This is a genomic window from Cryobacterium sp. GrIS_2_6, from assembly GCF_035984545.1.
Taxonomy (GTDB): domain Bacteria; phylum Actinomycetota; class Actinomycetes; order Actinomycetales; family Microbacteriaceae; genus Cryobacterium.
On sequence record NZ_JAXCHP010000001.1, the window covers coordinates 1,217,834 to 1,242,166 of the forward strand.

19 protein-coding genes are annotated in these 24,333 nt (G+C 66.5%); 12 read left to right on the plus strand and 7 right to left on the minus strand.

The features are described from left to right. The first annotated feature begins 5 nt into the window (after positions 1–5). The 11 genes from uvrB (at position 6) to RCH22_RS06240 (ending at position 13,668) form a co-directional block, all read left to right on the plus strand. Positions 6–2,066, plus strand: a complete 2,061-nt coding sequence (gene uvrB, locus RCH22_RS06190) for an excinuclease ABC subunit UvrB (protein WP_327013200.1) — start codon at positions 6–8, stop codon at positions 2,064–2,066. 101 nt (positions 2,067–2,167) lie between these two features. Next, positions 2,168–5,035 (plus strand): excinuclease ABC subunit UvrA, encoded by a 2,868-nt coding sequence (gene uvrA, locus RCH22_RS06195; RefSeq protein ID WP_327013201.1) that lies wholly within the window; start codon positions 2,168–2,170, stop codon positions 5,033–5,035. 51 nt (positions 5,036–5,086) lie between these two features. Next, positions 5,087–6,988: an excinuclease ABC subunit UvrC gene (gene uvrC, locus RCH22_RS06200; RefSeq protein ID WP_327013202.1), complete on the plus strand. Its 1,902-nt coding sequence runs from the start codon at positions 5,087–5,089 to the stop codon at positions 6,986–6,988. Positions 6,989–7,051: 63 nt separating this feature from the next. Then, on the plus strand, positions 7,052–7,924 hold the full coding sequence (rapZ, locus tag RCH22_RS06205; RefSeq protein ID WP_327013203.1) for an RNase adapter RapZ: 873 nt from the start codon (positions 7,052–7,054) through the stop codon (positions 7,922–7,924). A gap of 95 nt (positions 7,925–8,019) precedes the next feature. After that, positions 8,020–9,000: a DNA-binding protein WhiA gene (gene whiA, locus RCH22_RS06210; RefSeq protein ID WP_134448754.1), complete on the plus strand. Its 981-nt coding sequence runs from the start codon at positions 8,020–8,022 to the stop codon at positions 8,998–9,000. 100 nt (positions 9,001–9,100) lie between these two features. After that, positions 9,101–9,727 (plus strand): superoxide dismutase, encoded by a 627-nt coding sequence (locus tag RCH22_RS06215; RefSeq protein ID WP_327013204.1) that lies wholly within the window; start codon positions 9,101–9,103, stop codon positions 9,725–9,727. A 93-nt stretch (positions 9,728–9,820) separates the two neighbouring features. Then, complete coding sequence (gap, locus tag RCH22_RS06220; protein WP_134448694.1) at positions 9,821–10,828, plus strand: type I glyceraldehyde-3-phosphate dehydrogenase; 1,008 nt, start codon at positions 9,821–9,823, stop codon at positions 10,826–10,828. Positions 10,829–10,840: 12 nt separating this feature from the next. Then, positions 10,841–12,055, plus strand: a complete 1,215-nt coding sequence (gene pgk, locus RCH22_RS06225; RefSeq protein WP_327013205.1) for a phosphoglycerate kinase — start codon at positions 10,841–10,843, stop codon at positions 12,053–12,055. Beyond that, positions 12,046–12,840 (plus strand): triose-phosphate isomerase, encoded by a 795-nt coding sequence (gene tpiA, locus RCH22_RS06230; protein WP_134448692.1) that lies wholly within the window; start codon positions 12,046–12,048, stop codon positions 12,838–12,840. The genes pgk and tpiA overlap by 10 nt, the downstream gene beginning before the upstream one ends. A gap of 129 nt (positions 12,841–12,969) precedes the next feature. Beyond that, complete coding sequence (gene secG / locus RCH22_RS06235; protein ID WP_134448691.1) at positions 12,970–13,221, plus strand: preprotein translocase subunit SecG; 252 nt, start codon at positions 12,970–12,972, stop codon at positions 13,219–13,221. A 78-nt stretch (positions 13,222–13,299) separates the two neighbouring features. Beyond that, positions 13,300–13,668, plus strand: coding sequence for an RNA polymerase-binding protein RbpA (locus tag RCH22_RS06240; protein ID WP_327013206.1), 369 nt, complete (start codon positions 13,300–13,302; stop codon positions 13,666–13,668). A 72-nt stretch (positions 13,669–13,740) separates the two neighbouring features. Here the strand turns inward: RCH22_RS06240 and pgl are convergent, their stop codons facing one another. The 6 genes from pgl to tkt all read right to left on the minus strand — a co-directional run bounded on the left by pgl (position 13,741) and on the right by tkt (position 22,001). Beyond that, positions 13,741–14,511 carry a 6-phosphogluconolactonase gene (gene pgl / locus RCH22_RS06245; protein ID WP_327013207.1) on the minus strand — a complete coding sequence of 257 codons (771 nt, stop codon included), beginning with the start codon at positions 14,509–14,511 and terminating at the stop codon, positions 13,741–13,743. Then, complete coding sequence (locus RCH22_RS06250; protein ID WP_327013208.1) at positions 14,508–15,473, minus strand: glucose-6-phosphate dehydrogenase assembly protein OpcA; 966 nt, start codon at positions 15,471–15,473, stop codon at positions 14,508–14,510. Before RCH22_RS06250 ends, pgl begins: the two co-directional genes overlap by 4 nt. Beyond that, positions 15,470–17,011: a glucose-6-phosphate dehydrogenase gene (zwf, locus tag RCH22_RS06255; protein WP_327013209.1), complete on the minus strand. Its 1,542-nt coding sequence runs from the start codon at positions 17,009–17,011 to the stop codon at positions 15,470–15,472. The genes RCH22_RS06250 and zwf overlap by 4 nt, the downstream gene beginning before the upstream one ends. A 61-nt stretch (positions 17,012–17,072) precedes the next feature. Continuing rightward, entirely contained in the window at positions 17,073–18,677 is a 1,605-nt protein-coding gene (locus RCH22_RS06260; protein WP_327013210.1) for a glucose-6-phosphate isomerase, read from the minus strand. Then, complete coding sequence (tal, locus tag RCH22_RS06265; RefSeq protein WP_327013211.1) at positions 18,674–19,813, minus strand: transaldolase; 1,140 nt, start codon at positions 19,811–19,813, stop codon at positions 18,674–18,676. Before tal ends, RCH22_RS06260 begins: the two co-directional genes overlap by 4 nt. Before the next feature lie 94 nt (positions 19,814–19,907). Then, on the minus strand, positions 19,908–22,001 hold the full coding sequence (gene tkt, locus RCH22_RS06270) for a transketolase (protein WP_327013212.1): 2,094 nt from the start codon (positions 21,999–22,001) through the stop codon (positions 19,908–19,910). A 256-nt stretch (positions 22,002–22,257) separates the two neighbouring features. On the opposite strand from tkt, the gene RCH22_RS06275 reads away from it, so the two are divergent. Further along, on the plus strand, positions 22,258–23,199 hold the full coding sequence (locus tag RCH22_RS06275) for a heme o synthase (RefSeq protein WP_327013213.1): 942 nt from the start codon (positions 22,258–22,260) through the stop codon (positions 23,197–23,199). A 34-nt stretch (positions 23,200–23,233) separates the two neighbouring features. Here RCH22_RS06275 and RCH22_RS06280 read toward each other — a convergent pair whose 3' ends face one another. Next, positions 23,234–24,175, minus strand: a complete 942-nt coding sequence (locus RCH22_RS06280) for a COX15/CtaA family protein (RefSeq protein ID WP_327013214.1) — start codon at positions 24,173–24,175, stop codon at positions 23,234–23,236. Positions 24,176–24,333: the final 158 nt, after the last annotated feature.

Consider the following 24,333-nt stretch of genomic DNA (forward strand, 5'->3'; position numbering starts at 1 on the left):
GAGGGATGGAACCCACGCGATCCGTACATCCCTTTGAGGTCGTGAGCGAATACACGCCCAGCGGCGACCAGCCGACCGCGATCAAAGAACTCGCCGAGCGCATCAACGCCGGTGAAACCGACATCGTGCTCCTCGGAGCCACCGGAACCGGCAAGTCCGCGACGACCGCCTGGCTGATCGAGCAGGTGCAGCGCCCCACACTCGTGCTCGCCCACAACAAGACCCTCGCAGCCCAGCTCGTCAACGAGTTCCGCGAGCTGATGCCGAACAACGCCATCGAGTACTTCGTGTCGTACTACGACTACTACCAGCCGGAAGCGTACGTCCCGCAGACGGACACCTTCATCGAGAAGGACTCCTCGATCAACGCCGAGGTCGAGCGGCTCAGGCACTCCACCACGAACTCGCTCCTGAGCCGCCGCGACGTCGTCGTCGTCTCCACCGTGTCCTGCATCTACGGCCTCGGCACGCCGGAAGGCTACATGGAAGCGATGATCGCGCTCCAGATCGGGCAGAAGGTCGACCGGGACTGGCTGATCCGGAAGTTCGTGGCGATGCAGTACCAGCGAAACGACGTGGACTTCTCCAGGGGCCACTTCCGGGTGCGCGGCGACACTATCGAGATCATCCCGATGTACGAGGAACTCGCGATCCGGATCGAGATGTTCGGTGATGAGATCGAGGCGCTCTACAGCCTGCACCCGCTCACCGGTGACATCGTCCGCAAGCTCGAGTCTGTGTCCGTCTTCCCCGGCTCGCACTACGTCGCGAGCACGGAGACCATGCAGCGGGCCATCGTCACCATCCAGGAAGAACTCGCCGAACGACTCGGCCAGCTCGAACGGGAAGGCAAACTGCTCGAGGCACAGCGACTGCGGATGCGCACGACCTTCGACCTCGAAATGATGGAACAGATCGGCTTCTGCTCCGGCATCGAGAACTACTCCCGTCACATCGACCAGCGGTCGCCGGGGGAGGCCCCGCACTGTCTCCTCGACTATTTCCCCGATGATTTCCTGATGGTCATCGACGAGTCCCACGTCACCGTCCCACAGATCGGCGCGATGTACGAGGGCGACTCCTCCCGCAAGCGCACACTGGTCGAGCACGGCTTCCGGCTCCCGAGCGCGCTCGACAACCGGCCGCTCAAGTTCAATGAATTCAAGGACAGGGTCGGCCAGACCGTCTACCTGTCCGCCACGCCCGGAAAATACGAGATGGGCATCGCCGACGGCATCGTCGAACAGATCATCCGCCCGACCGGGCTCATCGACCCGCAGATCATCGTGAAGCCGTCCAAGGGGCAGATCGACGACCTCCTCGAAGAGATCCACAAGCGCGTCGCACTCAACGAGCGGGTACTCGTCACGACCCTCACCAAGAAGATGGCCGAGGAACTCACGGACTTCCTCACCGAGGCCGGCGTCCGGGTGCGCTACCTGCACTCCGACGTCGACACCCTGCGCCGGGTCGAGCTCCTCACCGAGCTCCGCGCGGGCGTGTATGACGTTCTCGTCGGCATCAATCTCCTCCGGGAGGGCCTCGACCTGCCAGAGGTGTCGCTCGTCGCAATCCTCGACGCCGACAAGGAAGGGTTCCTGCGCTCCGCAACCTCCCTCATCCAGACCATCGGCCGGGCCGCCCGGAACGTCTCCGGCGAGGTGCACATGTACGCCGACCGGCTCACCGCCTCGATGGAACGCGCGATCGATGAGACCGACCGCCGCCGCGAAAAGCAGGTCGCCTACAACACCCTGCACGGCATCGACCCCACTCCGCTCCGCAAACGGATCGGCGACATCACCGACATCCTCGCGCGGGAAGAGGCCGACACGGCCGAGCTCCTCGCCGGTCGCGACGCCCGGCGCAAGGTCGCGGCGACTCCGCTCCGCACCGGCATCGCCGCGAACGGCGCCAACGACCTCGAATCGATCATCGCCGACCTCAGCGGCCAGATGCTCGAGGCCGCGGGCGAGCTCAAGTTCGAACTCGCTGCCCGGCTCCGGGACGAGGTCTCCGAACTCAAGCGCGAACTCCGCCAGATGGAGAAGGCCGGGCACATCTGACGGACACCAAACCAACGTCACGGTCGCAATTCGAACGTTTGTTCGCTCAGGGCGTGCGTCCGGGGCGCAGGTGTGTCGGTGGCACTCAATAGACTCGAACGGTGTCAATTTCCAAGGTAACGTCCGGGTCCAAGCTCAGTGTCCGAGGTGCGCGTGTGCACAACCTGCACAACGTCGATTTGGAGATCCCCAGGGATTCCCTGGTCGTCTTCACGGGGCTGTCCGGTTCCGGTAAGTCCTCACTCGCGTTCGACACCATCTTCGCGGAGGGGCAACGCCGCTACGTCGAGTCGCTCTCCGCTTACGCACGCCAGTTCCTCGGCCAGGTCGACCGGCCGGACGTCGACTTCATCGAGGGGCTCAGCCCCGCCGTCTCGATCGACCAGAAGTCGACCAACCGCAACCCACGGTCGACGGTCGGCACGATCACCGAGGTCTACGACTACATGCGCCTGCTCTGGGCCCGCATCGGAGTGCCGCACTGCGCAGACTGCGGCGAGGTCATCCAGGCCCAGACCGTTCAGCAGATCGCCGACCAGCTCATGGAACTTCCGCAGGGCACCCGGTACCAGATCCTGAGCCCGGTCGTCTCCCAGAAGAAGGGCGAGTTCGTCGACCTGATCAAGGAACTCGCCGCCGGCGGCTACTCTCGCGCCATGGTCGACGGCACCCAGATCCAGCTCAGCGAACCGCCGACGCTCAAGAAGCAGCTCAAGCACGACATCTCCGTGGTCGTCGACCGCCTCGTCGCGGCGCCGGAACTCCTCAGCCGCCTGACCGACTCCCTCGAGACCGCGCTCAAGCTCACCGACGGCATCGTCCAGATCAACTACGTCGACGCGGAGGGTGACGCGGCGTGGCAGAGCTACTCCGAGAAGCTCTCCTGCCCGAACAACCACCCCGTGCAGCTCACCGAGATCGAACCGCGCACCTTCTCCTTCAACGCGCCCTTCGGCGCCTGCCCCGAGTGCTCCGGCCTCGGCACGCGGATGTCAGTCGACCAGGATCTCCTTCTCGGCGACCCTGAGCTCAGCATCGCGGAGGGTGTCGTGCTGCCCTGGACCACCCAGGGCAAGGGACTCTTCCAGTACTACGAGAAACTGCTCGACGGCCTCGCGCACGACCTCGACTTCTCCCTCGACACCCCCTGGGGCGAACTCACGCCCGACGTGCAGAATGCCGTGCTCCGTGGCGATAACTTCGAGGTCCGCGTGAAGTGGAAGAATCGCTACGGCCGCGAGATGAGCTATACCTCCGGCTTCGAGGGCGTCGTGCCGTACATCGAACGCCAGTACCTGCAGGCGGAGTCCGACACCCAGCGGGCCCGCTGGGGCGAGTACCTCCGCGAGATCGACTGCCCGGTCTGCTCGGGCACCCGGCTCAAGCCAGAGGTCCTCGCCGTGCTGATCCACGGCTCGAGCATCGCGGATGTCTGCAACCTGAGCCTCGCGGACGCCAGGTCGTTCATGGACCTGCTCGAACTGACCGACCGTGAGGCCATGATCGCGGCCCAGGTCCTCCGCGAGATCAAGGCGCGGCTGGACTTCCTGATCCGGGTCGGCCTCAACTATCTGAACCTGGCCCGCGCAGCCGCGAGCCTCTCCGGCGGAGAGGCCCAGCGCATCCGCCTGGCCACGCAGATCGGCTCCGGGCTGACCGGGGTGCTCTACGTGCTCGACGAGCCGAGTATCGGCCTGCACCAGCGGGACAACCGGCGACTCATCGAGACCCTCGTCGCCCTCCGCGACCTCGGCAACACCCTCATCGTCGTCGAACACGATGAGGACACCATCAAGATGGCCGATTGGATCGTCGACATCGGTCCCGGCGCCGGCGTGAACGGCGGCCACGTCGTGCACTCCGGCTCCTACGCGAGCCTGCTGGAGAACCGGGAGTCGCTCACGGGAGACTACCTCGCCGGCCGCAAGTCGATCGAGACGCCGGAGACGCGCCGGCCGATCGACCCTGACCGCCAGATCAGCGTGATCGGGGCGGAGGCGAACAACCTCAAGAAGGTGTCCGTGATGTTCCCGCTCGGCACCTTCACCGCCGTCACCGGCGTGAGCGGCTCCGGCAAGTCTTCCCTCGTCAACGACATCCTCTACCGGGTGCTCGCCAACCGGTTGAACGGCGCCCGCAAGCTGCCCGGCAAGCACACCAGGGTCACCGGGCTCGAGCAGCTGGACAAGGTCATCCACGTCGACCAGGCCCCGATCGGGCGCACCCCCCGGTCCAACCCGGCGACGTACACGGGCGTGTTCGACAAGATCCGCACCCTGTTCTCGGAGACGATCGAGGCGAAGGCGCGCGGCTACCTGCCCGGCCGGTTCAGCTTCAACGTCAAAGGCGGCCGCTGCGAAGCCTGCTCCGGCGACGGCACGATCAAGATCGAGATGAACTTCCTGCCCGACGTCTATGTCGCGTGCGAGGTCTGCGGGGGAGCGCGGTACAACCGCGACACCCTCACCGTTCACTACAAGGGCAAGAACATCGCAGAGGTCCTCGACATGCCGATCAGCGAGGCTGCGGAATTCTTCGAGCCGATCTCGGCGATCCACCGCTTCCTGAAGACCCTCGTCGAGGTCGGACTCGGCTATGTGCGCCTCGGCCAGAGCGCCACGACGCTCTCCGGCGGTGAGGCGCAGCGCGTCAAGCTCGCCACCGAACTCCAGCGGCGCTCGAACGGCCGCAGCGTCTACGTGCTTGACGAACCCACGACAGGGCTGCACTTCGAAGACGTGCGCAAGCTCCTGCTGGTGCTCAACAGCCTCGTCGACAAGGGCAACACCGTGATCGTGATCGAGCACAACCTCGACGTGATCAAATCGGCCGACTGGGTGATCGACCTCGGGCCAGAGGGCGGGTCCGGCGGCGGGCGCGTGCTCGCGACCGGAACGCCGGAGCACATCGCGACCGTCAAGAAGAGCCACACGGGCACCTTCCTCAAAGAGATCCTGGCGGCGCGCTAAAATTCTGTTCGGCCGGTTTCTGTCCGGCACGGGGAAGTACCAGGAGAGTTCATGTCGGACGCGTTGAGCTATCGGCCGAAGGCGGGGGAGATCCCCACGGTCCCTGGCGTGTACCGCTTTCGCGACGAGACCGGGCGGGTGCTCTACGTCGGCAAGGCCAAGAACCTGCGCGCGCGCCTCAGCAACTACTTCGCGCCCCTCAGCAGCCTGCACGAGCGCACCCGGCGCATGGTCACGACGGCCGCGTCCGTCGAGTGGACCACCGTCGGAACCGAGGTCGAGGCCCTCCAACTCGAGTGGACCTGGATCAACGAGTTCGACCCGCCGTTCAACGTGCAGTTCAAGGACGACAAGTCCTATCCCTATCTTGCCGTGACCCTCGCCGACGAGGCGCCGCGCGCCCTCGTCACCCGCACCACCGGCATCCGCGGCGCGCGTTATTTCGGCCCATACCCCAAGGTCTGGGCCGTTCACGAGACGATCGACCTGATGCTCAAGGCCTTTCCGATCCGCACCTGCAACAACGCCAACTACAAACGCTCCATGCAATCGGGGAAGCCGTGTTTCGCCGGCCAGATCGGCCGCTGCTTCGGCCCGTGCTCCCAGAAGGTCTCGATCGAGGAGCACCGCGTCATCGTCGACGAATTCGTGAGCTTCATGGCGAGCCAGGACCGCACCATGATCAACCGGCTGACCAACGAGATGAAGGCCGCCGCCCTCGGCCAGCAGTACGAGCTCGCGGCCAAACGGCGGGATCAGGTCAAGGCGCTCACGAACGTGCTCGAGAAGAGTGCGGTCGTGCTGCGCGACAACGTCGACATCGACCTGTTCGCCGTCGAGGAGGACGAGCTCGCTGCGGCTGTGCAGCTGTTCATCGTGCGCGGCGGCCGGATCCGCGGTGTCCGCGGCTGGGTCGTCGACAAGGAGCTCGACCTAACCACAGGGGAGCTCATCGATTCCCTGCTGCAGACCGCATACTCCAGGGACGCCGTGCCGCCGCGGGAGGTTGTCGTGCCCTTGCTTCCCGACGACTCCGCAGCGCTCGAAGAATGGCTCGGCGGCATCGCCGGGCGCAAGGTGCACCTCGTGGCCGCCCAGCGCGGCGAGAAGGCCGCGCTGCTCGCGACGGCCACCCAGAACGCACGGCAGGCACTGATGCTCTACAAGACCCGCCGCAGCTCCGACTTCGTCGCACGCTCCAAGGCGCTCGAGGACATCCAGGAGGCGCTCGGTATGGACTCGGCGCCGCTCCGAATGGAGTGTTATGACGTCTCTCATCTGAGCGGCACGAACATCGTCGCCTCGATGGTGGTCTTCGAAGACGGGCTTCCCCGCACGGACGAATACCGGCGCTTCAGCATCCCGGAGTCCACAGACGACACCGACTCGATCTACCGCACCCTGACCAGGCGTCTCGCCTACCTCGTACCCGACGACGGCCCTGCAGCGGATGCCGGCACGGAGCCCCCCACGGATCCCGCGGGTGAGTCGGCGGAGGCGCCGGCCAGACGGAAGAAGTTCCGGTACCAGCCGAACCTCCTGATCGTCGACGGCGGCCAGCCGCAGGTCGCGGCGGCGGCCAGGGCGCTTCGCGAATCCGGGGTCACCGGCATCCAGCTGTGCGGCATCGCCAAGCGCCTCGAGGAGATCTGGCTGCCGGACTCGGACTATCCCGTCATCCTGCCGCGCAACAGCGACGCCCTCTTCCTCATCCAGCGGATCCGCGACGAGGCCCACCGCTTCGCGATCACCCACCAGCGTGCCCGCCGCAAACGCGACATCGCAACGGTCCTCGGCGAGATCGGCGGCCTCGGCCCGGCACGGGTCAAAGTGCTACTGCAGCATTTCGGATCCGTCGCCCGGCTCAAAGAGGCCCCCATCGAGGCAATCGCTGAGGTCCGCGGCATCGGACCAGGCCTCGCGGCGACGATCCACCAGCACTTTCGCGCCTGAAACCGATCTCGGTCGGTAGGCTGGACTGACAGGCCCACCACCGACAGAAGGCGCACCCTCAGGATGACGGAGAACGACAAGCAGGAAATGCTTATCGTCACGGGAATGTCCGGGGCCGGGCGTTCGACAGTGGCCAACGCCCTCGAAGACCTCGGCTGGTACGTCGTCGACAACCTTCCGCCGCAAATGCTGCGTCCGCTCGTCGAACTCGCCGGCAAGGCTGGGACGAGCCTGCCCAAGATCGCCGCCGTCGTGGACATCCGTGGTCGTGACTTCTTCGCGGACTTCCAGGAGATCGTGCAGTCCCTCCGCAACAGCTCCCAGTTGCGCGTGATCTTTCTCGAGGCCAGGGACGACGTCCTCGTGCGGCGTTTCGAGTCCGTGCGCCGTCCGCATCCGCTGCAGGGTGACGGCACCATCCTCGATGGCATCGACGCCGAACGCACCCGGTTGCGCGCCGTTCGTGAATCGTGCGACATGGTCATCGACACGTCCGACCTCAACATCCACCAGCTCGCGACGACCATCAGCGAACGCTTCGCCGCCGAAGATGCCGCAGGCGTGCACGTCACGGTCATGAGTTTCGGCTTCAAGTACGGTCTTCCCACGGATGTCGACATGGTCGCCGATGTCCGCTTCCTGCCGAATCCGTTCTGGGTACCCGAACTCCGCTCCCACACCGGACAGGACCCCGAAGTGCGGGACTACGTGCTGGCCCAGGAGGGCGCCCTGGACTTCATCGAGCACTACTCCCTGGCGCTCGCACCGGTGCTGGCGGGCTACCAGCGCGAGAACAAACGCCACGCCACCATCGCCATCGGCTGTACGGGCGGCAAGCATCGTTCGGTGGCGATGGCCCGCGAACTCGCTCGCCGGATCGGCGATCTGCCCGGTGTCGCGATAAGCCTCAAGAATCGCGACCTCGGCCGGGAGTAAGACCCCGCCCGGTACGTCGCCCCGCGGGCTGCGCCGGGCCACACAGACCACAAACCGACCCATTTTGGGGTCAGTACGACAGAATGGACAAACGATTGGCACTCACGGCCGACGTCAAAGATGAACTTGCACGGGTTGACGTGTCGAAGACAACGGTGCGGGCGGCGGAGCTCGCGACGATCCTGCGATTCTCCGGCGGCCTGCACATGATCAACAGCCGGATCGCGATCGAATCCGAGCTCGACACCGCACTCCTTGCCCGCCGGGTGCGGAAGGACCTCGCCGAGCTTTACGGCGTCCGCAGCGAAGTCTCCGTGATTTCGGCCTCCGGCCTGCGCCGCACCAGCCACTTCCTGGTGCGCGTGCTCGACGGGGGAGAGACCTTGGCCAGGCAGACCGGCCTGCTCGACGCACGGCGCCGCCCCATCCGTGGTCTGCCGAACCGGCTGACCACAGGGTCCAAGGAAGAGATCGCCGCCGTCTGGCGCGGTGCGTTCCTCGCGAACGGCTCCCTCACTGACCCCGGTCGCTCGGCGGCCCTCGAAGTGACCTGCCCGGGCAACGAGGCCGCGATGGCCCTCGTCGGTACTGCCGGTCGACTCGGCGTCGTAGCCAAGGCCCGCGAGGTGCGGGGCGTGCACCGGGTCGTGATCCGCGACGGCGACGCCATCGGCGCCATGCTCGTGCACATGGGTGCGGCGGAGACCGTGCTCAACTGGGAAGCGCTCCGGCAGCGCCGTGAGGTGCGCGCAACGGCCAACCGCCTCGTCAACTTCGACGACGCCAACCTCCGCCGCAGCGCGCAGGCCGCCGTCGCGGCGTGCGCCCGCGTGCAGCGCGCGATGGAAATCCTCGGCAGCGATATTCCGGAACACCTCCGTTACGCGGGCGAGCTGCGCCTCTCGTTCCGCGACTCCAGCCTCGACGAACTGGGCCACCACGCCGATCCGCCCATGACGAAGGACGCCGTCGCGGGACGCATCCGTCGTTTGCTCGCCATGGCGGACAAAAAGGCCGTCGACCTCGGGATCCCCGGAACCGATGCGAACCTTCCCGCTGATCTCGACGATGTTTGAGGCCCCTCGTCAGCGGGGCACCCTGACCTGAGTAGACTTGAAACGTCGCTTACACACTCGTGGCGGAGTACTTCGCGCCAACTCGACAGAGGAGATATGAATGGCTGAATACACTTTGCCCGCTCTCGCCTATGACTACTCGGCACTCGCGCCGAGTATCAGCGGCACCATCATGGAACTTCACCACAGCAAGCACCACCAGGCCTACGTGACCGGCGCGAACACCGCCCTCGCGCAGCTTGCGGAAGCTCGCGAGTCCGGCCAGCTGGCCAACGTCAACAAGCTTCAAAAAGACCTCGCCTTCAACCTCGGCGGTCACGTCAACCACTCCATTTTCTGGACCAACCTCTCCCCGGACGGCGGCGACAAGCCCACAGGCGAGCTTGCGAGTGCCATCGAGGACTTCTTCGGTTCCTTCGACAAGTTCCAGGCGCACTTCACGGCGGCAGCCCTCGGTGTGCAGGGATCCGGCTGGGCGGTACTCGCCTGGGATTCGATCGGGCAGCGCATGATCATCCAGCAGTTCTTCGACCAGCAGTCGAACTTCGCAGCCGGCACGATTCCGGTGCTCATGCTCGACGTCTGGGAGCACGCGTACTACCTCGACTACCGCAACGTGCGTGCGGACTACGTGAAGGCATTCTGGAACATCGTCAACTGGGCGAACGTCCAGGACCGATTCACGATCGCTCGCGAAAAGACCAACGGGCTTCTGCTGCTTTCATAGTGCAGCCGCAGGACGGGCCCCGTGAGGGGCCCGTCCCCCGTGTATTTCACCCACAAGAAACCGCGCTTCGGCGCACAAGATTAGGAGACATTCGTGTCTGTAAAGATCGGTATTAATGGCTTTGGCCGCATTGGCCGCAATTATCTTCGCGCCGCCCTGGCGCAGGGCAGCGACATCGAGATCGTCGCCGTCAACGACCTGACCGACACGAAGACGTTGGCCCATCTTCTTAAATATGACTCCATCACCGGACGCCTGAACGCCACCGTTTCCGTCGAGGGCGACTCCATCCTCGTCAACGGCAAGCCGATTAAGGTTCTCGCCGAGCGCGACCCGGCCAACCTTCCCTGGGGTGCCCTGGGCGTCGACATCGTCATCGAGTCCACCGGCCGCTTCACCAAGGCAGAGGATGCGCGCAAGCACATCACCGCTGGCGCCAAGAAGGTCATCGTTTCCGCTCCCGCCTCCGGCGACGCAGCGACGATCGTCATGGGTGTCAACGAGCAGGACTACGACCCGGCCAAGTTCGACATCATCTCCAACGCGTCCTGCACCACGAACTGCCTTGCGCCGCTGGCCAAGGTCTTCAACGACAACTTCGGCATCAAGTCCGGCCTGATGACGACGATCCACGCGTACACCGCCGACCAGAACCTCCAGGACGGCCCGCACTCCGACCTGCGTCGCGCCCGCGCCGCAGCCATCAACATCATCCCGACCTCGACCGGTGCGGCCAAGGCCCTCGGCATCGTCCTCCCCGAGCTCAAGGGCAAGCTTGACGGCTTCGCACTGCGCGTTCCGGTTCCCACCGGTTCCATCACCGACCTCACCGTCATCGCGGAGCGTCCCGTCACGATCGAAGCGATCAAGGCTGCCTACAAGGCTGCTGCGGAGTCCGGTCCCCTCAAGGGCATCCTGATGTACACGGAAGACGAGATCGTGTCCAGCGACATCGTGACGGACCCGCACTCCTCGATCTTCGACGCCGGCCTGCTGCGCGTCATCGGCGACCAGGTCAAGCTGTCGTCCTGGTACGACAACGAGTGGGGCTACTCCAACCGCATGGTTGACCTCACCGCGCTCGTCGCCAAGAGCCTGTAGCCGGGGCCCGCAGTGACGCTTCGTACGATCGAATCGCTGGGGCTGCTCACCGGAAAACGCGTCATCGTCCGCTGTGACCTGAATGTGCCGTTGAAAGACGGCGAGATCACGGACGATGGTCGCGTTCGCGCGTCCCTCCCGACCATCAAGGCGCTGCTCGAACAGGGCGCCCGCGTGGTCATCGTCTCGCACCTCGGCCGACCGAAGGGCGTGCCGGAGGACAAATACAGCCTGGCTCCCGTCGCGGTCCGTCTGGCGCAGCTGCTCGGCCACGACGTCGCCTTTGCCGGGGACACCGTGGGTGACACGGCCAAGGCCGCTGTCGCGGCCCTCAAGAACGGCGACGTCGTCGTGCTCGAAAACCTTCGGTTCAACCCGGGGGAGACGAGCAAGGTCGACGCAGAGCGGGTCGCCTTCGCGACGGAGCTCGCCGCCCTCGGCGACGTCCTCGTGTCTGACGGCTTCGGTGTCGTTCACCGCAAGCAGGCAAGCGTGTACGACCTGGCAGCAATCCTGCCGAGCGCTGCCGGCCTGCTGATCGCCGCAGAGCTCGACGTGCTCGACCGCCTCACCGAGAAGCCGGAGGCGCCGTACACGGTCGTCCTCGGCGGCTCGAAGGTGTCGGACAAGCTCGGCGTGATCGGTCACCTCCTGCCGCGGGTCAACTCGCTGCTCATCGGTGGCGGAATGCTCTTCACGTTCCTTGCCGCCCAGGGCCACAAGGTGGGCGCAAGCCTGCTCGAGGCCGACCAGATCGAAACCGTCCGCGGTTACCTGGTCGAGGCTGAGCGCCTGGGCGTGAAGATCGTCCTGCCGACGGACGTCGTCGTCGCCTCGAAGTTCGGGGCAGACGCCGAGCACGTGGTCACCGCTGCGGACTCGATCGAGGACACCGCGTTCGGTGCCACCGGTCTGGGCCTCGACATCGGACCGGACACGGCAGCAGCATTCGCCGCGATCATCCGCGCATCGAAGACGGTGTTCTGGAACGGCCCGATGGGCGTTTTCGAGCTCGCACCGTTCGCCGAGGGCACCCGTGTGGTGGCCGCCGCGCTCACAGAGGTTGACGGCTTGAGCGTCGTCGGAGGTGGCGATTCCGCCGCCGCCGTGCGCACGCTCGGCTTTACGGACGACCAGTTCGGTCACATTTCTACCGGTGGCGGCGCGAGCCTCGAGTTCCTCGAAGGCAAGCGTCTCCCAGGACTGGAGGTCCTCGGATGGCAGTAAACACTCAGCGCACCCCGCTGATTGCAGGCAATTGGAAAATGAACCTGGATCACCTCCAGGCCATCGCGTTCGTGCAGAAGCTCGCGTGGAACCTCAAGGACGCCAAGCACGACTTCGCGGCCGTCGAGGTTGCGGTGTTCCCGCCGTTCACCGATCTTCGCTCCGTGCAGACGCTCGTGTCGGCCGACAAGCTGCCCGTCGTCTTCGGCGCGCAGGATGTCTCGGCGCACGATTCCGGCGCCTTCACGGGTGAGATCTCCGGCGCGTTCCTCGCTCAGCTCGAGTGCACGTACGTGCTCATCGGGCACTCCGAGCGTCGCACGCTGCACGGGGAGAACGACGAGGAGGTGGCCGCGAAGGTCACCGCCGCCGTCAAGCACGGACTCGTTCCGATCATCTGCGTCGGCGAGACCGCCGCGGACCTGGAACTGCACGGTCCGAGCGCCGTCCCTGTCGCCCAGCTGCGCACCGCACTGTCCGGCATCGACAGCGCGGCGGACATCGTGGTCGCATACGAGCCCGTGTGGGCCATCGGCTCCGGCCAGGCGGCAACGCCTGAGCAGGCCGAACAGGTCGCAGCCCAGCTGCGACTGGTCCTCAGCGAGACCCTCGGACAGGATGTGGCCGACAAGACCCGCATCCTCTACGGCGGTTCCGTGAAGGGCGTCAACATCGCGGGCTACATGCGCGAACCCAACGTCGACGGAGCGCTCGTCGGCGGGGCAAGCCTGGACATCGACGAGTTCTCGAGCATCGTCCGGTTCCAGAAGCACGTGGGCGTCTAGCCCGAAGTTCCACCTGATATCACCGTTCCAGCCCGCCACCCCGGCCAGGGGAGGCGGGCTGGTTCGTCAGTCAGGCTATGATGATCACTGATCCCGGTGGAGAAATTCCACCATTCTGAAAGGTTTCGCGTGCAGATTCTCCAGGTCGTGTTGCAGGTTGTCCTCGGACTGACGAGCCTCCTGCTCACCATGCTCATCCTCCTGCACAAGGGCCGCGGTGGTGGCCTCTCCGATATGTTCGGTGGCGGCGTCACCTCGAACCTCGGCGCCTCCGGCGTTGCGGAACGAAACCTCAATCGCATCACCGTGATCCTTGCCGTCCTCTGGATCGCGTGCATCGTCGTCCTGGGCCTCATCACCAAGTTCGACACGGCACTTTAACTCCCTCACACCCCTTCGCTTTTCCCACAACCGTGGCCGTGCGGCCACAAGCACAATCGCCTTTCATGGAGGAACACAATGGCATCTGGTGGCAGCGCAATTCGTGGATCCAGGGTCGGAGCCGGCCCCATGGGGGAGCAGGACCGCGGTTTCCAGGCGGACCGGATCCGTGTCTCCTACTGGGACGCTCTCGGCAACGAGACGATTCGCTACTTCGCGGCGAACCTCCCCGATGACGAAATCCCCGAAACGATCGACTGCCCGTCCTCCGGGCTACCGGCAGGCCGCGACAAGGAGAACCCGCCGTCCGTCGTGAAGCTCGAACCGTACAAGACGCACCTCGCCTATGTGAAGGAGCGCCGCACGGAAGAGGAAGCGGACTCGCTTCTCGAGGAAGCCCTGCTGCAGCTGCGCATTCGCCGCGGGAAGCTCTCCGCTACCAACTAGCTCCGGCCCTTTCGTCCATCGGACACGAAAAAGCCCCGTCCTCGGTCGGGGCTTTTTCGTGCGCGAACGGTATCAGAACGACGACGCGGTCAGGTTCTCCGGGACCTCTGCGGCCGCTTCCCGGTCCACGAAGAAGTTCGTGTAGTGGCGGCCCTTGATGCCCGCAACAGGCACCTCGTCCCTGCTGGCACCGGCGAGTGCGAGCCCGAGGGCGGATGCCTTGTCCGGCCCTGCGAGGACCAGCCAGATGCAGCGTGACGAGTTCAGGGCAGGGCGGCTCAGGGTGAGCCGGTCGGCCGGGGGCTTGGGAGAGTTGCGCACCGTGAGCACGCTCGCGGTGTCCTCGCGGATTCCCGGCAGGTGCGGGAACAGCGAGGCGATGTGCCCGTCCGGGCCAACGCCGAGGAAGGTGATATCGAAGCGCGGCAGCACGGTGCCGTCGTTCGAGGCTGCCTCGAGCTCCTCCGCATATGCTGTTCCGGCCGCGTCGATGTCGAGCGGTCCGTCGGAGGACGCAAACGGGTGGATGTTCTCCGCGGGGATGTCGAGGTGGTCGAGGAGCGCGTTACGGGCCTGGAGTTCGTTGCGTTCCGGGTCAGCGTACGGCAACCAGCGTTCGTCGCCCCACCAGAAGTTCACGTGCTCCCAGTCGACGGTGTCCCTTGCCGCGGAAGCGTTGACAGCTTCGAGCACCTCTGTCGCGACGCTTCCCCCGGTGAGGACGACGTGGATGTCGCCCTCCTCGTGGAGGAGGTCGACCGCGGTGGTGATGAATCGTGCCGCGACCGATGCGGCGAGGGCCGCCCGGTCTGCATGCACTAGTACGCGTCGCTCGTGTGTCACGGTCGTCCTCCGGTTTTGTCTGCAACCGCGTCCAGGTTCGGCAGTCCGCGGGTGATCACTTCACCATACAACTCGTCGGGATCGAGCCGGCGGAGCTCGTCGCTGAGGCAATCCCGGAGGCTGCGGCGCTTGAGGGTGAGGTCCTGCACGGGCTGGCCGGGCTGGGTGAGGGTTGCGATGCCCGGCAGCTCACGCTCGAGCGAGATCACACCGGATGCCCGGGTGAAGTGCACGCCGTGGATTCCGCTCGCTTTGGCCCCACCGGTGAACTCGTAGTCGACGTCCACGGCGAGCTGGAGCTGCAGCCAGGCGGCGAGCAGCGTCGTCGAGGGGGAGTCGGCCGCGCCGGAGACCTGGACGGCTGTGACGGCCTCGTACGGCGGCTGGTCGAGAACGGCGGCGAGCTGTGCCCGCCAGAGCGTCAGCCGGGTCCAGGCGAAGTCGGTGTCGCCGGGGCGGTACGAGGAGCACAGCCGGTGCAGGGCGGCCTGCGGGTCCGGCTGCGCGGAGGAATCCGTGATCCGCCGGTAGGCGAGGCGGCCGAGCGGAGAGTCCGCCGGGATGACGGGGGCGGCTCCCGGCCACCACGTGACGACGGGGGCATCGGGCAGCAGGAGGCCTGTGACCAGGCTCTCCGGGTCGCTCGCGGCGTCGCCGTACGCGCGCAGCAGGATGACTTCGCTCGCCCCGGCGTCTCCGCCGACGCGGATCTCCGCGTCGACCTTCGCATCGACGGGTGTCTCCGATTCGGTCTCCTCCTGGGTGGAGACCACGATGACGCGCATCGGATGTTCACGGGACGCGTCGTTGGCGGCCTCGATGGCCTCCTCCTCGTGTCCCATGGTCGACGCGATGATCAGGGTCAGCACCCGGCCGAGGGCGACGGCGCCGCCCTCTTCCCGGATGCGGACGAGGGCCTTCGAGATCTTCGAGGTGTTCGTGTCTGGCAGATCGACGATCATGGGCGCCTCCATTGACGGCCGTCCCTGGCCAAGAGCTCGTCCGCGGACGAGGGGCCCCAGGTTCCGGGGCGGTACTGTTCGGGCTGGCCCTGCTCGGACCAGAACTTCTCGACCGGGTCGAGGATCTTCCACGAGAGTTCGACCTCTTCGTGACGGGGGAACAACGGCGGGTCGCCGAGGAGCACGTCGAGGATCAACCGTTCGTACGCCTCCGGGCTCGCCTCGGTGAAGGCGTGGCCATAGCCGAAGTCCATCGTGACGTCGCGCACCTGCATGCCGACGCCGGGAACCTTGGAGCCGAAGCGGATCGTGACGCCCTCGTCTGGCTGCACCCGGATCACGAGTGCATTGGATCCGAGGGCCGCCGTGTTCTCCTTGGCGAACAGATGCTGGGGGGCGCGCTTGAACACGACGGCGATCTCGGTCACCCTGCGGCCCAGGCGCTTGCCTGCCCGCAGATAGAACGGCACGCCGGACCACCGGCGCGTCTCGATGGTGAGTCGCAGCGCCGCGTAGGTTTCCGTGAGCGACTCAGGGTCCATTCCGTCCTCTACGAGGAATCCGAGGACCTTCTCACCGCCCTGCCAACCGCCGGCGTACTGGCCGCGGGCGGTTCCGGTCGCGAGGTTGTCCGGGAGCCGGACGGATGCGAGGACCTTCTCCTTCTCGGCGCGCAGGTCGGCCGCGTCGAAGGAGATGGGCTCCTCCATCGCCGTGAGGGCGAGGAGCTGCAGGAGGTGATTCTGGATCACGTCCCTCGCGGCACCGATTCCGTCGTAGTAGCCCGCGCGTCCTCCGACGCCGATGTCCTCGGCCATCGTGATCTGCACGTGGTCGACGTTGTTCGAGTTCCAGATCGGTTCGTAGAGCTGGTTTGCGAAGCGCAGCGCGAGAATGTTCTGCACCGTCTCCTTGCCCAGATAGTGGTCTATCCGGAACACGGAGTCGGGCGGGAACACGGATTCGACGACGTCGTTGAGCTCACGGGCGGTTTTCAGGTCGCTGCCGAAGGGCTTTTCGATCACGACACGACGCCACTGGCCGTCCTTCTGCTCGGCGAGGCCGGACCGGCGCAACTGACCGACGACCTGCGGGAACGCCTTCGGCGGGATCGACAGGTAGAACGCATGGTTGCCCATCGTGCCTCGCTCGCGGTCGAGCTCGGCGATGGTGTCCTTGAGCCGTTCGAAGGAGTCGTCGTCGTCGAAGGTGCCCTGCACGAAGCGGATGCCCTCGGAGAGCTGAGCCCAGACATCCTCGTTGAACTCGGTGCGGGCATACTGCTTGACCGAGTCGTGGACCACTTGGGAGAAGTCCTCGTCGTCCCAGTCGCGCCTCGCGAAGCCGACGAGGGCGAATCCGGGCGGAAGGAGTCCGCGGTTGGCGAGGTCGTAGACCGCGGGCATGAGTTTCTTCCGGGACAGGTCGCCGGTTACGCCGAAGATCACGAGGCTCGAGGGCCCCGCGATGCGATTCAGACGGTAATCAGAGGACGACCGCAGCGGATTGAACTCCGGGGTGATTTCCACCGGGGACATGCAACTCCTTTTCTGTGGCAACGAGGCCCGCCGGAGCAGGCCCCCTTAGAGGGGACGACTTCTACTTGAGGGCGCCGAACAGGGCGGCGATGTTCGCCGCGGGGTCGGTGAGGGTGAGGGTGAGCACCGGACGGCCGTGCTGAGCGAGAACACTCGCGTCGCCGCTGGCCTGCGCCCGAATCAGGTCGCCGAAGGTGAACGGACGATCCGGAATCGACAGGTCCTCCTGTGTGGTTGCGAGGATCTGCAGGAACACGCCGGACGGCTGACCGCCCTTGTGGAGCTGGCCGGTCGAGTGCAGGAACCGGGGGCCCCAGCCGAATGTGACGGGACGTTTCGAGAGCTTCGCGACCAGGTCACGGATGCCGGCGAGCTGTGGCAGCTCGAGGCGGTTCACGTAGGCCTGGACGGAGACGTACCCGTCGGGGTCGAGCTCCTCGAGGAGCGCGTCGATTGCTGAGGCGAGGTCGCTCGCCGCGCCGATGACGTGTGCGGTGCCGCGCACCTCGATGCCGTCAGAGATGAACGCCGCGGGCGCCGGCTCAGGTCGGCCGTCGAGCAGCGCGCGGGTGGCGACCTTGGCGGCCTCCACGTCCGGTTGGTCGAAGGGGTTGATCCCGAGCAGCCGTCCCGCGACCACGGTTGCGTATTCCCAGACCAGGAACTGTGCGCCGAGGGTGCCGCTCACGCGGATCTCATCGGTGCCGTCCGCGGGAAAGATCGTGGTGCCCGCGTCGTCGACGAGGCGCAGGACCTGCAGGTCCGGGAGGTTCTCGGTGAGTTCGGGGGCGCCGACCGCAAGGACAACGGGGAGGATGCCGGTGCCGCTCTTGCCGGTCGACTCCGCGATGAGCTGTTCCGCCCAGTCGGGGAACCCGCCGATGTGGGTGCCGTCTGCGACGAGCGCGAGCTTGTCACGCCGTGGCTCCGTCGCAGCGATCGCGGCGCCGAGGATGAGCCCGGGGTTTTCCGGGCTGTCGACCGCGAGCGCGAGCGAAACGGCCTCCGCCTCGTCGAGCAGTTCACCGATGTCGACGCCGGCGAGTCCCGATGGAACGAGCCCGAACGCGGTGAGCACGGAGAAACGTCCTCCCACGGTCGGGTCCGCATTGAAGACGCGGTAACCTGCCGCCCGAGCGGAGGTGTCGAGCGGCGAACCGGGATCGGTCACGATGACGATGCGGCCGATGGGGTCGATGCCGGCTTCCCGGAAGGCGTGCTCGAAAACGCGACGCTGGCTGTCGGTCTCCGCGGTCGACCCGGACTTCGAGGAGACGACCAGCGCCGTCTCCGCGAGGTGGTCGCCGAGGGCCGCGAGGACCTGGCCGGGGTCGGTCGAGTCGAGCACGGTCAACGGGACGCCGGCCGTGCGGGTGATGACCTCGGGTGCGAGCGAGGAACCGCCCATGCCGGCGAGCGCGATCCGGGTGACACCGGCCGAGGCCAGGGTCGCCCGGAGAGCGAGGATCTCCGGGACGAGGGGGAGTGAAACGGAAACGGACTCGGTCCAGCCGAGACGCTTGGCCGCCTCGGACTCGGCCTCGGGGCCCCACAGTGCGGGGTCGAGGGCCGTGATCCCCGAGGCGACCAGGTCGGACACCAGGGTGGGAACGGTACGGCGTGCCGCATCGGCCGCCGCCCCGGTCACCGCGATGCGGAAACTCACAGGGCCGACGGGGCTTCCGCGTTGTTCTTGGCTGCATCCAGGGCAACCGTCACGGTGTCGAGGAGTTCGTTCCAGGAGATGATGAACTTCGCAACGCCCTCGGACTCGAGAACCTGGGTGACGTCGACGTAGGAGACGCCTTCGTTCGCAAGGGCGTCGAGAACAGCGTTCGCTTCGTCGTAAGCGCCCGTGATCGAGTCCGCCGGGATGACCCCGTGGCCGAAGGTCGCGTCTAGGGTCTTCTCCGGCATGGTGTTGACGACCTCGGGTGCGACGAGGTTCGTCACGTAGAGGGTGTCGGGGAGCGCGGCATCCTTGACGCCCGTGGAAGCCCAGAGCGGACGCTGCTTGTTGGCGCCGGCCGCGAGCAGGCCGAGGGCGCGCTCGGTGGAGAACGCTTGCTGGAAGACCTCGTATGCGAGCTGCGCATTCGCGACGCCGGCCTTGCTCTTGAGGGCGATCGCCGTGTCGGTGCCGATTGCCTCGAGGCGCTGGTTGACCTCCGTGTCCACGCGGGAGACGAAGAAGGATGCGACGGAGTGGATCGTGCTCAGGTCGATCCCGCCGGCCTTGGCCTTCTCGAGACCGGACAGATACGCGTTGATGACCTCGCGGTGACGCTGCAGGCTGAAGATCAGGGTGACGTTCACGCTGATCCCGAGGGCGATCGTCGCGGTGATGGCCTCGAGGCCCTCGATGGTCGCGGGGATCTTGATCATGGCGTTGGGGCGGTTGACCTTGGCCCACAGCTCCTGGGCCTGGGCGACGGTTCCGGCGGCGTCGTGGGCGAGGCCGGGCTCGACCTCGATCGAGACGCGGCCGTCGACACCGTTGGTGCGGTCGTAGACGGGACGGAAGATGTCGCTCGCTGCGGTGACGTCGTCTGTCGTGATCTCGAAGACGGCCTCCTGTACGGTCGCGCCGGACGCGGCGAGGGCGGCGACCTGGTCGACGTAGGCTTCGCCCTTGCTGAGCGCGCCGGCGAAGATGGTCGGGTTCGTCGTGACGCCGACGACGTTCCTGGTGTCGATGAGGTCCTGCAGCCCGCCGGAGGCGATGCGCTGGCGGGAGAGGTCGTCAAGCCAGATGCTGACGCCGGCGGCGGAGAGCTCGGCGGTGGGGGTGGTATCGGTCATGGGGACAATCTCCTTGTGATACATGGTGTGTGACGTGTGCGGGAGTCGGGCGGGGAGCCGGCGTTGCCGCAGGCTTCCCGCCCGGCGGGGAGGCTCAGTGAGCGGCGAGCGAGTCCTTCGCAGCGGCGACGACGGCCTCGGTGGTTATTCCGAATTCACGGAACAGCGTCTTGTAGTCTGCGGAGGCGCCGAAGTGCTCGATCGAGATGCTGCGGCCGCGGTCGCCGACGTAGCGGTCCCAGGTCAGCGCGATGCCGGCCTCGACGGACACGCGGGCGGTGATGCCGGCGGGCAGCACGGACTCGCGGTACTCCGCTGTCTGCTCCCGGAACCACTCGAGGCTCGGCGCCGACACGACGCGGGCGTTGATGCCCTCGGACGCGAGCGCCGCACGGGCGTCGACGGCCAGCTGGACCTCGGAACCCGTGGCGATCAGGATGACGTCGGGGGTGCCGTTCGGCGCTTCGGCGAGGACATACGCGCCCTTGGCAACGTTGCGGGCGGAGGCGAAGACTTCGCCGCTCGCGTCGCCGTCGCCGCGCTCGAACACGGGGATGTTCTGGCGGGTGAGGACGATGCCCGCGGGGCCTTCGCGGCGCTCGAGGATCGTCTTCCACGCCCAGGAGACCTCGTTCGCGTCGCCGGGGCGCACGACGTCGAGCCCGGGGATGGCGCGGAGGGTCGCGAGCTGCTCGATCGGCTGGTGGGTCGGGCCGTCCTCGCCGAGGGCGACGGAGTCGTGGGTCCAGACGAAGATCGACGGCGCCTTCATCAGCGCAGCGAGGCGAACGGCCGGGCGCATATAGTCGCTGAAGATCAGGAACGTGCCGCCGAACGGGCGGGTGTTGCCGTGCAGCACGATTCCGTTCAGGATCGCGGCCATCGCGTGCTCGCGGATCCCGAAGTGCAGGACGCGGCCGTACTCGTTCCCGGTCCACTCGTGGGTCGAGTGCTCGGCCGGAATGAAGGACCGGGCACCGCCGATGGTCGTGTTGTTCGACTCGGCGAGGTCGGCGGAACCGCCCCAGAGTTCGGGGATCACAGCACCGAGCGCGGTGAGGACCTTGCCGGAAGCGGCACGGGTGGAGACCTCGGTGCCGGCATCGAAGACGGGCAACGCGGCATCCACGCCCTCGGGCAGGTCGCCGGCCAGGATCCGGTCGAGGAGGACCTTGCCGTCCGGGTTCGCGGCGGCCCAGGCGTCGAACTGCACCGTCCACCGGGCATGCTCGTCGGAGCCGCGGGTGAGCGCCTCGCGGGTGTGCTCGATGACATCGGGGGCGACGAAGAAGTTCTCGGCGGGGTCGAAGCCGAGGACCTCCTTAACGGCGGCGAGTTCCGCGGCGCCGAGCGCCGAGCCGTGGATCTTGCCGGTGTTCTGCTTCTTCGGGCTCGGCCAGCCGATGATCGTCTTGAGGATGATCAGCGACGGCTTGTCCGTGACGGCCTTCGCCGCGTCGATCGCGTCGTTGAGGGCGTGGAGGTCTTCGACGTATTCGCCGGTCTTCTTCCAGTCCACGGTCTGCACGTGCCAGTGGTAGGCCTCGTACCGGGCGGCGACGTCTTCGGTGAAGGCGATGTTGGTGTCGTCTTCGATCGAGATCTGGTTGGAGTCGTAGATCGCGATCAGGTTGCCGAGCTGCTGGTGGCCGGCGAGGGAGGATGCCTCGCTCGTGATGCCCTCCTGCATATCGCCGTCGCCGGCGATGACATACACGAAGTGGTCGAAGGGGCTCTCGCCCGCCGCGGTCTCCGGGTCGAACAGTCCGCGTTCGAAGCGGGACGCATATGCGAAGCCGACGGCGGATGCGAGGCCCTGGCCTAGCGGGCCCGTCGTGATCTCGACACCGTCGGTGTGGCCGTATTCGGGGTGACCGGGGGTCTTGGAACCCCAGGTGCGGAGCGCCTTGAGGTCGTCGAGCTCGAGGCCGTAACCGCCCAGGTAGAGCTGGACGTACTGGGTCAGGGAGCTGTGGCCGACGGAGAGAATGAAGCGGTCGCGGCCGATCCATTCATTGTCAGAGGGATCGCGGCGCATGACCTTCTGGAAGAGAAGATAGGCGACGGGGGCGAGGCTCATCGCCGTGCCCGGGTGGCCGTTCCCGACCTTCTCGACGGCGTCCGCCGCGAGAATGCGAGCCGTGTCGACCGCCCTGTTGTCAATCGAATCCCACTGCAGTGCTGCCACTTCGTAGTTACCCTTCGTCAAGCTAGGGCAGGCCTTGGGAACCCGCACCCGTTGGATTGAGCGCGCCCGTGGACATCGACGTCATCCGCCGCGGTAGGCGAATGCCCATTTTCCAGGACGCACCGACACGCGCCATGATTGGCGAGCACCCCCAAGTATAGGCAGTCGGCATGGCCGGGTGAGGTTGACCAGCGTAAAGCTGAACGATCCTCGAATGGGCTTCCGCCCGGCCGGGACTGGTTAGACTCAATCCACTATGCAGATCTCCCAGGACGCGACCCCCGCGGGCGTGCAGGCGCCCGGCGGCAGGGGAGCGCGAGGCTTCCGTCGAACGTTCCTCGCCTACCTCTCCCTGACCAAGCCGCGCGTCGTCGAACTGTTACTCGTTGTGACAGCGCCGACCATGCTGCTCGCCGAACGCGGGATTCCGAGCCTGTGGCTCGTCCTCGCGACCCTCATCGGCGGGGCGCTCAGCGCAGGATCCGCCGGCGCGTTCAACTGCTACATCGACCGCGACATCGATCGCGTGATGAAGCGCACGATGAACCGGCCGCTCGTCACCGGCGAGCTCAGCGACCGGGAGGCCCTGGTCTTCGCGTGGGTGCTCGGTGCCGCGTCGATCGTGTGGCTCCTGGTCTTCACGAACTGGGTCGCCGCGGCTCTCTCGCTCGGGGCGATCCTGCTTTACGTCGTTTTCTACACGATCATCCTCAAGCGCCGCACCGCCCAGAACATCGTCTGGGGCGGAATCGCCGGCTGCATGCCCGTCCTGATCGGCTGGGCTGCCGTCACCGGTGACCTGTCCTGGCCGCCGCTGATCCTGTTCGCGATCATCTTCCTGTGGACCCCGCCGCACTACTGGCCGCTCTCCATGAAATACCGCGCCGAGTACCAGGCCGCCGGCGTCCCGATGCTCGCCGTCGTGCGCGGACGCGCCCAGGTCGGCCTCCAGGTCATCCTGTACGCATGGGCGACCGTCGCGTGCTCACTGCTCCTGATCCCGGTCGCTTCGATGGGCCTGCTCTATACCGGAGTCGCGCTTGTCACCGGCGGCTGGTTCATCTTCGAGACCCACCGCCTGTACAACCTCGCGATCCGTCACGAGGTGGTCTCGCCGATGCGGGTGTTCCACGGTTCGATCACGTACCTGACACTGCTCTTCGTCGCCGTGGGCGTCGACCCGCTGCTCCCCTTCTAGCTCGCGCGGGGGCTTCCCAGCCAAGCCGGGTGGGTCAGCGGGCGGCTGCCTGGTGCGGAACCGGGGGAGCGGCGTCGACGGGCAGCGCCACCGGTTCCTTGAGGTGCAGCACGACGGCGGTCATCGCGGCCGCGAGTACGCAGGCGAGGACCATGTGGATTCCGACGAGGCCGGCCGGTAGTCCGGTGTTCGCCTGGACGAGTCCCACGGCGACCTGGACGGCCTCGACACCGAGCAGGGCCAGGGTCCAGGTGCGGAGCGACCGGCCGAGGCCCCAGGCGCCGATGACGAGGGCGATGGTGAGCGCGACGGTCAGGTAGGCGGGCCAGCTGTGCACGTGCTGCAGGAACTCGGAGTCGAGCCCGTTTCGCGGGGCATTCTCGTCACCGGCGTGCGGTCCGGAACCGGTCGTCAGGATGCCGACGACGATCGTGATGGCGACCACCGCGCTCGTCACATGCGTGAGGATCGCGTACCAGCGGGGCACGACGGCGGCCCGCCGGCCGTTGCCGGTGTAGACCCGGTAGACGAAGGCCGTGCAGAGCGCCACGAGCACTGCGGAGATGACGAAGTGCAGTCCGACGACGGTGGGGTCGAGCAGCGTGAGCACGCTGATGCCACCGATGACCGCCTGGGCGGGGATGCCGAGCCCGGCGAACAGGGCGAGGCGGAACAGGTCGGGGCGTTCGCGCCGCAGCCGCACGACGGCGAGGAACGCGAGGACCGCGACGAGGCCGAGCACGGCACCGAGCAGGCGGTTGCCGAACTCGATGACCCCGTGGATGCCCATCTCCGGCGTGTTGACGAGCGAACCGTCCGTGCATTTCGGCCAGGTCGGGCAACCGAGCCCTGAGCCCGTCAGGCGGACGAGGCCGCCCGTGCCGACGAGGAGGATCTGCGCGGCGAGGTACACCCACGCGATCAGGCGGACCCTTCGGTCAACGCTCGTGGGCAGCCATTCCGAAATCCATTTCACGGGTTCTGCTTCCTCTCGGGCCTGGTGCATGTGAAATCGCCGGGTCCGGCCACTTAACGCATCGGGAACCTGTAGAATTAGGTGTTTCTGGGCGGTGATCACGCGGTTGTACAAACCGCGGTTCGACACCTCGCCGCCTCTAATCATCTTAGGTACGC

Excerpts from the sequence above, each read along its gene's own strand:
- rapZ (WP_327013203.1), top strand. The coding sequence starts at position 7,052 with ATGACGGAGAACGACAAGCAGGAAATGCTTATCGTCACGGGAATGTCC.
- zwf (WP_327013209.1), bottom strand. The coding sequence starts at position 17,011 with ATGTCCCCGGTGGAAATCACCCCGGAGTTCAATCCGCTGCGGTCGTCC.
- tpiA (WP_134448692.1), top strand. The coding sequence starts at position 12,046 with ATGGCAGTAAACACTCAGCGCACCCCGCTGATTGCAGGCAATTGGAAA.
- RCH22_RS06215 (WP_327013204.1), top strand. The coding sequence starts at position 9,101 with ATGGCTGAATACACTTTGCCCGCTCTCGCCTATGACTACTCGGCACTC.
- RCH22_RS06275 (WP_327013213.1), top strand. The coding sequence starts at position 22,258 with ATGCAGATCTCCCAGGACGCGACCCCCGCGGGCGTGCAGGCGCCCGGC.
- RCH22_RS06250 (WP_327013208.1), bottom strand. The coding sequence starts at position 15,473 with ATGATCGTCGATCTGCCAGACACGAACACCTCGAAGATCTCGAAGGCC.
- RCH22_RS06240 (WP_327013206.1), top strand. The coding sequence starts at position 13,300 with ATGGCATCTGGTGGCAGCGCAATTCGTGGATCCAGGGTCGGAGCCGGC.
- tal (WP_327013211.1), bottom strand. The coding sequence starts at position 19,813 with ATGACCGATACCACCCCCACCGCCGAGCTCTCCGCCGCCGGCGTCAGC.
- uvrC (WP_327013202.1), top strand. The coding sequence starts at position 5,087 with ATGTCGGACGCGTTGAGCTATCGGCCGAAGGCGGGGGAGATCCCCACG.
- uvrB (WP_327013200.1), top strand. The coding sequence starts at position 6 with ATGGAACCCACGCGATCCGTACATCCCTTTGAGGTCGTGAGCGAATAC.